A 6,487-nucleotide genomic window follows, 5' to 3' on the forward strand; every position below is an offset into this window, starting at 1 on the left:
TCCGACAATCCGGGTCAGTGGTAGCCTTCGCCGGCCCGAACTTTGCCTCGGAATGTCCAGTATACGAAAATAGTGTAGCCGAGAATGACCGGCAGCATGATGAGCGTTCCAACGAGCAGGAACAACTGCGAACTGGGCGCCGCCGCGGCTTCCCACACCGTCAATACGCCGGGCACGAGATACGGCACGTTCGAAATTAGAAGCCCGACAAGCCCCAGCAGGAACAGCGCGACGGCTGCAAGAAAGGCCTCTGCGTCCTTGCCGATATTTTCGATGCCGTTCCAGCATCGCCACGCGGCGTAGAGCGACAGCAGCGGCACCGGCGCAAACAGCAGGAAATTTGGCCACACGAACCAGCGCTCGGCGATGCGCGGCACCGAATACGGCGTCCAGAGGCTGACGACGGCCATCGCGGCGAGCATGGCGAGCAGCGCGACCTTGGCGGCGTCGCGCGCCCACTCCTGCAGATCGCCGTCGGTTTTGTAGATCAGCCACGTCGTCCCCAGCAGCGCGTAGCCCGCGATCAGGCTCAGCCCGCAAAAGAGCGAGAAGGGCGTCAGCCAGTCGAACGTGCCGCCCGCGAAATGCCCGTCCTGTGTCGTAAGCCCTTGCAGCAGTCCGCCGAGCACGACGCCCTGTGAGAATGTCGCAACCACCGCGCCCCAGGAAAACGCGAGGTCCCAGAACTCCTGGCGCGGCTTCGCCACCCAGCGAAACTCGAACGCGACGCCGCGAAACACCAGCGCCAGCAGCATCACGATGATGGGAATGTAGAGCCCCGACATCACGAGGCCATAGGCCTTCGGAAACGCAGCGAGCAGGCCACCGCCGCCGAGGACGAGCCACGTCTGGTTGCCGTCCCAGAACGGCGCGATGGTGTTCATCATGACGTCGCGCTGGGGCTCGCGGCGCTCGAAGTGAAAGAGAATGCCGAGCCCCAGACCAAACCCGTCGAGGATGACGTAAAGCGTCACGGCGGTTGCGAGGATCGCGGCCCAGATGAGCGGCAGCGCGTAGGAGAGCGTATCCATGATGCTAGTCCTCCGATCCGAGCGCGCTTCTGGTTGCATCCTGCGCGGCGCTGAGCGGCCGTGCCCCGACCGACGGATCGCCTTCAGGCGCGATGGCCTTGCCTTGCGGGCCTTTCTCGATCAGCCTGTTGATGTAGAGAATGCCCATCGAGAACACGCTCGTATAGATCAGGACGAACAGGATCAGCGTCGTCAGCACCGCGCCGAAAGCGACCGGCGAGACGGCATCGGCCGTCTTGAGGATTCCGTAGACGAGATACGGTTGCCGTCCAGTCTCCGTCACCCACCATCCGCAGACGATCGCGATGAAGCCGAGTGGCCACGCATACGTCAGCGGCCTGAGATACCATTGCGTCGAAAACACCGTGCGCCGCCACCACAGGAAGGCGCCGACGAAGCCGATCGCGATCAGCAGCAGTCCGACTCCGACCATCACCCGGAAGGCAAAGAACACCGGCAGCAGCGGCGGCCGTTCCTCCGCCTTGAAGTCCTTGAGCCCCGTAAAGAGCCCATCGTAACTGTGCGTGATGATGAGGCTGGCGACGTGCGGAATGCCGATTTCGAAATGGTTTTTCTCGGCCTTTTCGTCGGGCCACGCGAACAGCAGAAGTTCGCCGGGCTTGCTGCCGTCCCAATGCCCTTCCATCGCCGCGACCTTTACCGGCTGATGCTCCGCCGTGTTGAGGCCGTGCGCGTCTCCGATCACCAACTGCAAGGGCGCCAGGATCGCGACCATGCCGAGCCCCATGCGCACCATTGTCTTGGCTTCTTCCAGAAAGCGGCCCTGGCAGAGGTAGCGCGCGCCGACCGACAGCACGACGACCGATGTCGTCAGGTACGCGGCGGTGAACATGTGTGCGAAGCGATAGGGGAAGCTCGGATTGAAAATGATTTCGAGCCAGCTGACGGGGAAAGCCACGCCGTCCTTCATTTCGAAACCCGCCGGCGTCTGCATCCAGCTATTGGCGGCAAGAATCCAGAATGCGGAGAATGACGTGCCGACCGCGACCAGGATCGCCGACAGCACGTGCAGGTTCGGCGGCACGCGCTGCCATCCGAACAGCATGATCCCGAGGAACGTCGCTTCCAGGAAGAACGCCGTCAGCACCTCATAGCCGAGCAGCGGCCCCATGATGTTTCCTGCGACGACCGAAAATTTCGCCCAGTTGGTTCCGAATTGATAGGACAGCACGATGCCGGAGACGACGCCCATTGCGAACGAGACGGCGAAGATTTTGGTCCAGAAGCGCGCCAGCCGGTGAAAGTGGTCTTCGCCCGTCATGCGCCAGCGCACCAGCAGCGTCGCGATGAACGCCGCAAGGCCGATCGTGAAGCTCGGGAAGATGATGTGAAACGTGACCGTGAAGGCGAACTGGATACGTGCGAGCAGAATGGCATCGACGTCCATGAGCGGGGTTCCTCCGGCGACTCGATTGCGGCGGCATCATGCCGTCATCCGTCCACGTCGTCGAGGCTCAGAACCCATGTTTATCGTTAGGCTTTAGTTGCCCTGGGCAATCTGTGAATCGGGAAGCGTCCAGAGACGTAAGACGCCGTCCAGGCCGCCCGTCAGCAAGATGCGGCCGTCGTTCGTGAACGCCACCGTTCTCGCGCCGGAACCGATACCCGGCAAGGCGAGCAATTGACGCGAGCGTTTCAGGCTTCTGATGCGGACATTGCCAGCCTCGTCGGCGGACGCCAGCATGTCGTCGCCATTCGCGAGCGCCAGCGATGTGATGCGTTTGTTTTGGCCGGCGAATATGCGTTGGACTCTACTCGAATTCAGTGACAGCACTTTGATGGTGCCATCCAGGCCGCCGACGGCAAGCGTTGCTCCGTCGGGCGAAAATGCGAGATTCGAAATGAAATCGGAATTGTTGCGATAAGTCCGCCGCGAATCCCGGGTCTCGACGTTCCAGATCTTGACGCTGCGGTCGGCTCCTCCTGACGCGATCCATCGGCCCGCAGGGTCGGCCGCGACGGCTTGCACCGCGTTCTCGTGCCCTTCGAGAATGGCGCTCGGCGCACTTTCCGATGCCGTTTCCCAGATCGCCAGCATCCAGTCATGGCTCGCGGCGGCCACGCGCTCCTCCGAGCCGACGAACGTCACCGCCCAGATACGCGCGTCATTCCGTTTGAAGCGATAGAGGCGGCGCTGGGTATCGAGATCGTAGATCGCGACCGCGCCGTTGGCATGTCCGGTGACGACGCGGTTGTTGCGCACCGCGAGAGACGTCGCCGCCCCATCTTCGAGCGCGATGACCCCCTTCGACTGATGCGAATCGAACGACCAGATTTTGAGTTCGGGCTGGTGCGAGGCGGTGACGATCAACCGGCCGTCGCCGCTGAGAGCCAGTTCCTCGATCGCGGCGTCGTGCGCCTTGATCTCCGCGACCTGCTTGAGTGCGGGCTCGGCAGCAGTGGGGATGCCGATCGCACCGGTCGTGATTCTCGACTCCTGCACCCGGAGAAACTCCGGAATACGGTCGTGAAAGGCGAACCCGATGCCAGCGAGCGCCGCCGCGATGATGATTTTCGATTTGAGACCGCGCGTGAGAGGACGGCGGCCGACGTCCGGCTTTGGCCGGAGCTTGGATTTCGACCGCGCTTTCTCGGGCGCCGGACGTGGGGGCGGCGGCAGCGCCGAAGCTTTTTTCTCCGGTGCCTTCTTTTTCTCGGGCTTGGCTTTTTCCGGCTTCGCTTTCTCGGCCGCAGGCGGTTTTTTTGCAGCCACCGGCTTGGCTGCCGCAGCGGCGACGGCAGGGGCCGCCGCGTCCGCGGGCTGCTTCAGCGCGTCGAAGAAATCGAGAAGCCCACCCTTCGGGCCTGGCGCGTCGGGCGGCGGCGGAACGACCGTGTTCACGACCGCCTCGGCAGCCTGCTTTTCCTCATCCTTCCGGCGATGAACTTCCGTCTTGTCCTTGAAGCGCTGGAAGATGCCGGGCTTCGGCGGTTCCGGTGCGAGCAGCGCTCCACGCCAGGCCGCGACCGATTTCGGTCGGCCGTCGACGGGGAGCGTCAAAGCCTGCTGGATGGCGTCGAGAAATGTGCCGCGATAACCGCCGAGTGCCGCTTCGCGAACCGGCACCATCTCATCCTTCAGCATCCGCGACGGAGTGTCAGGCGGCCGTTTTCCGGTCACCGCATGATAGAGCGTCGCCGCGAAAGCATAGATGTCCGTCCAGGGCCCTTGCTGGCGGCTCGTCTCGGCGTATTGCTCGTAAGGGCTGTAGCCGGGCTTGACGAGGGCCGACACTGTCTTCGTTTTCGAATGCGCGGCGATATCGCTGCGCGCTGCGCCGAAATCGATGAGCACCGGATCGCCACCAGTGCGAATGATGATGTTATCCGGCGCGATGTCCCGGTGCAGGAAATCGGCGTTGTGAATGATCTCGAGCGCATCGAGCAGCGGCCCGACGATCGCATCGAGCTCCTTCTGCCGAGGTGCCCGGCCGAGATCCTTCAGCCAGGTCTTGAGATTTTTTCCTTCCTCAAAGTGCAGCACCATGTAGGCGGTGTTGTTCGCGCGGAAGACGCGATGCACCTTGACGATATTGCTGTGATTGAATTTCGCGAGCGTCTGCGCCTCGTCGACGAAGCGGTCGAGGCCCCAATTGTAATCGCTGGTCGAGCCCGCCGAGCGCGGCGTCGCCTCGAGGTTGTCCGTGCGGCTCGCGAAATCGCTCGGGAAATACTCCTTGATGCTCACGTGCCGCGAGAGATTTGGTTCTTGGGCAAGATACGTGACGCCGAACCCGCCCGCGCCGAGCACGCGCACGATTTTGTAATCGCCCGCGAGTTCGGTTCCGTCAGGTAAAGCGACAAGCTGCGTCATGATCCCCACGCGCGATATCGCGCTTGCGGTTGTTTTGCCCTACGTGCTGGCGTCGTGGACTTGAAGAGACCAGCCCGAGTCTCTTGTCTCTGCTTTGCTCTCATGACGCAAGAATATGGCGCCTCGACGGGTGATGAACGCCGGATGAATAATTCTCTACGGTGTCGCTTTCCGGCCATGTTGCCGCCGCCATGCTTGCACCACAGTGCGTGAATGCGATTCGGGCATAAATCATGAGAACGACGCAGTCGCGATCGGGCTTGTGGGCGATCGGGGCCGGTTCGGCTCTCGTCCTTTTTCTCCTCTCGGCCCCCGCGGCTCAGCGGTTTGGCCCCGCCTACGTGTTCGACGCCAGCACGCGGGTGCTGCGAGCAACGAAAACCGCGATTCTCGAAGGCTACCGCGTCGCTCCGGCTTTGATGCTGGGCCTCGGTCTGGCGATCGGCTTTCCACTTCTCACCGTCGCCTGGCGGATCATGCGCGAAATCCGGATGCCGGCGGATGCAACCCGCCTTTACAGGCCCGGCCGTGACGACGGCGAAGCCGAGGTCGAGCTGGACGACGAAGCCGTGCCGCACGCCCATCAGCCCTATGTCGAGGTCGCATCCGGTGGCAAAGGCATGCGCTACGCCATCTCGGGCGACATGCTGCGCATCGGACGTGAGGACGACAACGACATTCGCATCGCGAATAGCGCTGTTCATCGTTATCACGCCGCAATTTATCGCGAAGACTATAACGACTGGCACATCACCGATTTGTCGGGCGTCGAAAGCAACGGTCTGATCGTCAACGGCCGGCGCCGCTGTGAAGCGCGCTTGAACGACGGCGATCTTATTGAACTCGGACCCGGCAGGCTGCGTTTCCGCTCCGGTTCCGCCTGAGCCGCGGCTCTCGGTCCCGTTCTGAGTTCTCAGTTCACGCGTTGAGGCACAAATTCCGCAGCACGGGCGTCGCCGTGCGCGACAAACCATGAGGAGAGAGACGCATGGCGGTAGAGGGCGAGACGACAGCCGGCCACGAAGCGAAAGCCGCGAAGGCGCACAAGTTCCTGGGCTCCCTGCGTGATGCCTTGATGGCGGCCGGCCGCGACGACGCCCCGATCGAAATGGCGCAGCCGCCGAAACCCGCGACCGCTGCAACACCTGCAGCCGCCGAACATGCCCCGCCGCCTTTGCCGGTAAAACCGCCGAGCCTGAGCGCGGAAGAAGCCGCACGCCTCGCGCGCACGGCGCCCGAGCCGGAACCGGAGGCGTCCGAACCGCTCGACGCCGCCAAGGATTCCGACGTGCCCCCGACAACGCGCGTCGTCCGCCCTGAAAACCGCGTGAAAAAGGTTGAACCCGAGGCCGAGGATGCGCCCGTGCGCACCGTTCTGGTCCGTGGCCGCCGCCAGATCGAACGCGGCGTTTTCGAGCGTGACCCGGTTGTTGGCTTCCTGATCGTGGTCGGCGGCCCGGGCCTTGGGTCCTACCGGCCGATCTACGAAGGCAACAACACGGTCGGACGCTCGAAAGAAAACCGGATTCCCCTGGATTTCGGCGACGACGCCATTTCCAACGAGGCCCAGGCCTATTTGCGCTACGATTCGAGCGATCGGTCTTTCCTCTTCGTTCCAAAC

The 6,487-nt window shown here is 63.0% G+C and carries 5 protein-coding genes; 2 read left to right on the forward strand and 3 right to left on the reverse strand.

What is annotated here, in order from left to right; genetic code table 11:
- Window positions 1-14: 14 nt before the first annotated feature.
- From cydB to WC026_RS09225, 3 genes are all read right to left on the reverse strand, one after another.
- Window positions 15-1,031 (reverse strand): cytochrome d ubiquinol oxidase subunit II, encoded by a 1,017-nt coding sequence (gene cydB / locus WC026_RS09215; RefSeq protein ID WP_372710593.1) that lies wholly within the window; start codon window positions 1,029-1,031, stop codon window positions 15-17.
- A 4-nt stretch (window positions 1,032-1,035) separates the two neighbouring features.
- Complete coding sequence (locus WC026_RS09220; protein ID WP_372710595.1) at window positions 1,036-2,439, reverse strand: cytochrome ubiquinol oxidase subunit I; 1,404 nt, start codon at window positions 2,437-2,439, stop codon at window positions 1,036-1,038.
- A 93-nt stretch (window positions 2,440-2,532) separates the two neighbouring features.
- Window positions 2,533-4,866 (reverse strand): protein kinase, encoded by a 2,334-nt coding sequence (locus tag WC026_RS09225; protein WP_372710596.1) that lies wholly within the window; start codon window positions 4,864-4,866, stop codon window positions 2,533-2,535.
- Window positions 4,867-5,099: 233 nt separating this feature from the next.
- Between WC026_RS09225 and WC026_RS09230 the strand changes: the two genes are divergently transcribed.
- The gene (locus tag WC026_RS09230; RefSeq protein ID WP_372710597.1) at window positions 5,100-5,750 is read left to right on the forward strand and encodes an FHA domain-containing protein; all 651 of its coding nucleotides are present in this window, start codon (window positions 5,100-5,102) and stop codon (window positions 5,748-5,750) included.
- A gap of 104 nt (window positions 5,751-5,854) precedes the next feature.
- Window positions 5,855-6,487 (forward strand): FHA domain-containing protein (locus WC026_RS09235; RefSeq protein ID WP_372710598.1); only part of this gene is annotated, 633 nt, incomplete at its 3' end.

This window comes from Hyphomicrobium sp. (genome assembly GCF_041674905.1).
Classification (GTDB): Bacteria; Pseudomonadota; Alphaproteobacteria; order Rhizobiales; family Hyphomicrobiaceae; genus Hyphomicrobium_B.

What these genes read in the sequence shown, in the direction of transcription:
- WC026_RS09230 (WP_372710597.1), top strand. Translation starts at nt 5,100, where the DNA reads ATGAGAACGACGCAGTCGCGATCGGGCTTGTGGGCGATCGGGGCCGGT.
- WC026_RS09220 (WP_372710595.1), bottom strand. Translation starts at nt 2,439, where the DNA reads ATGGACGTCGATGCCATTCTGCTCGCACGTATCCAGTTCGCCTTCACG.
- cydB (WP_372710593.1), bottom strand. Translation starts at nt 1,031, where the DNA reads ATGGATACGCTCTCCTACGCGCTGCCGCTCATCTGGGCCGCGATCCTC.
- WC026_RS09225 (WP_372710596.1), bottom strand. Translation starts at nt 4,866, where the DNA reads ATGACGCAGCTTGTCGCTTTACCTGACGGAACCGAACTCGCGGGCGAT.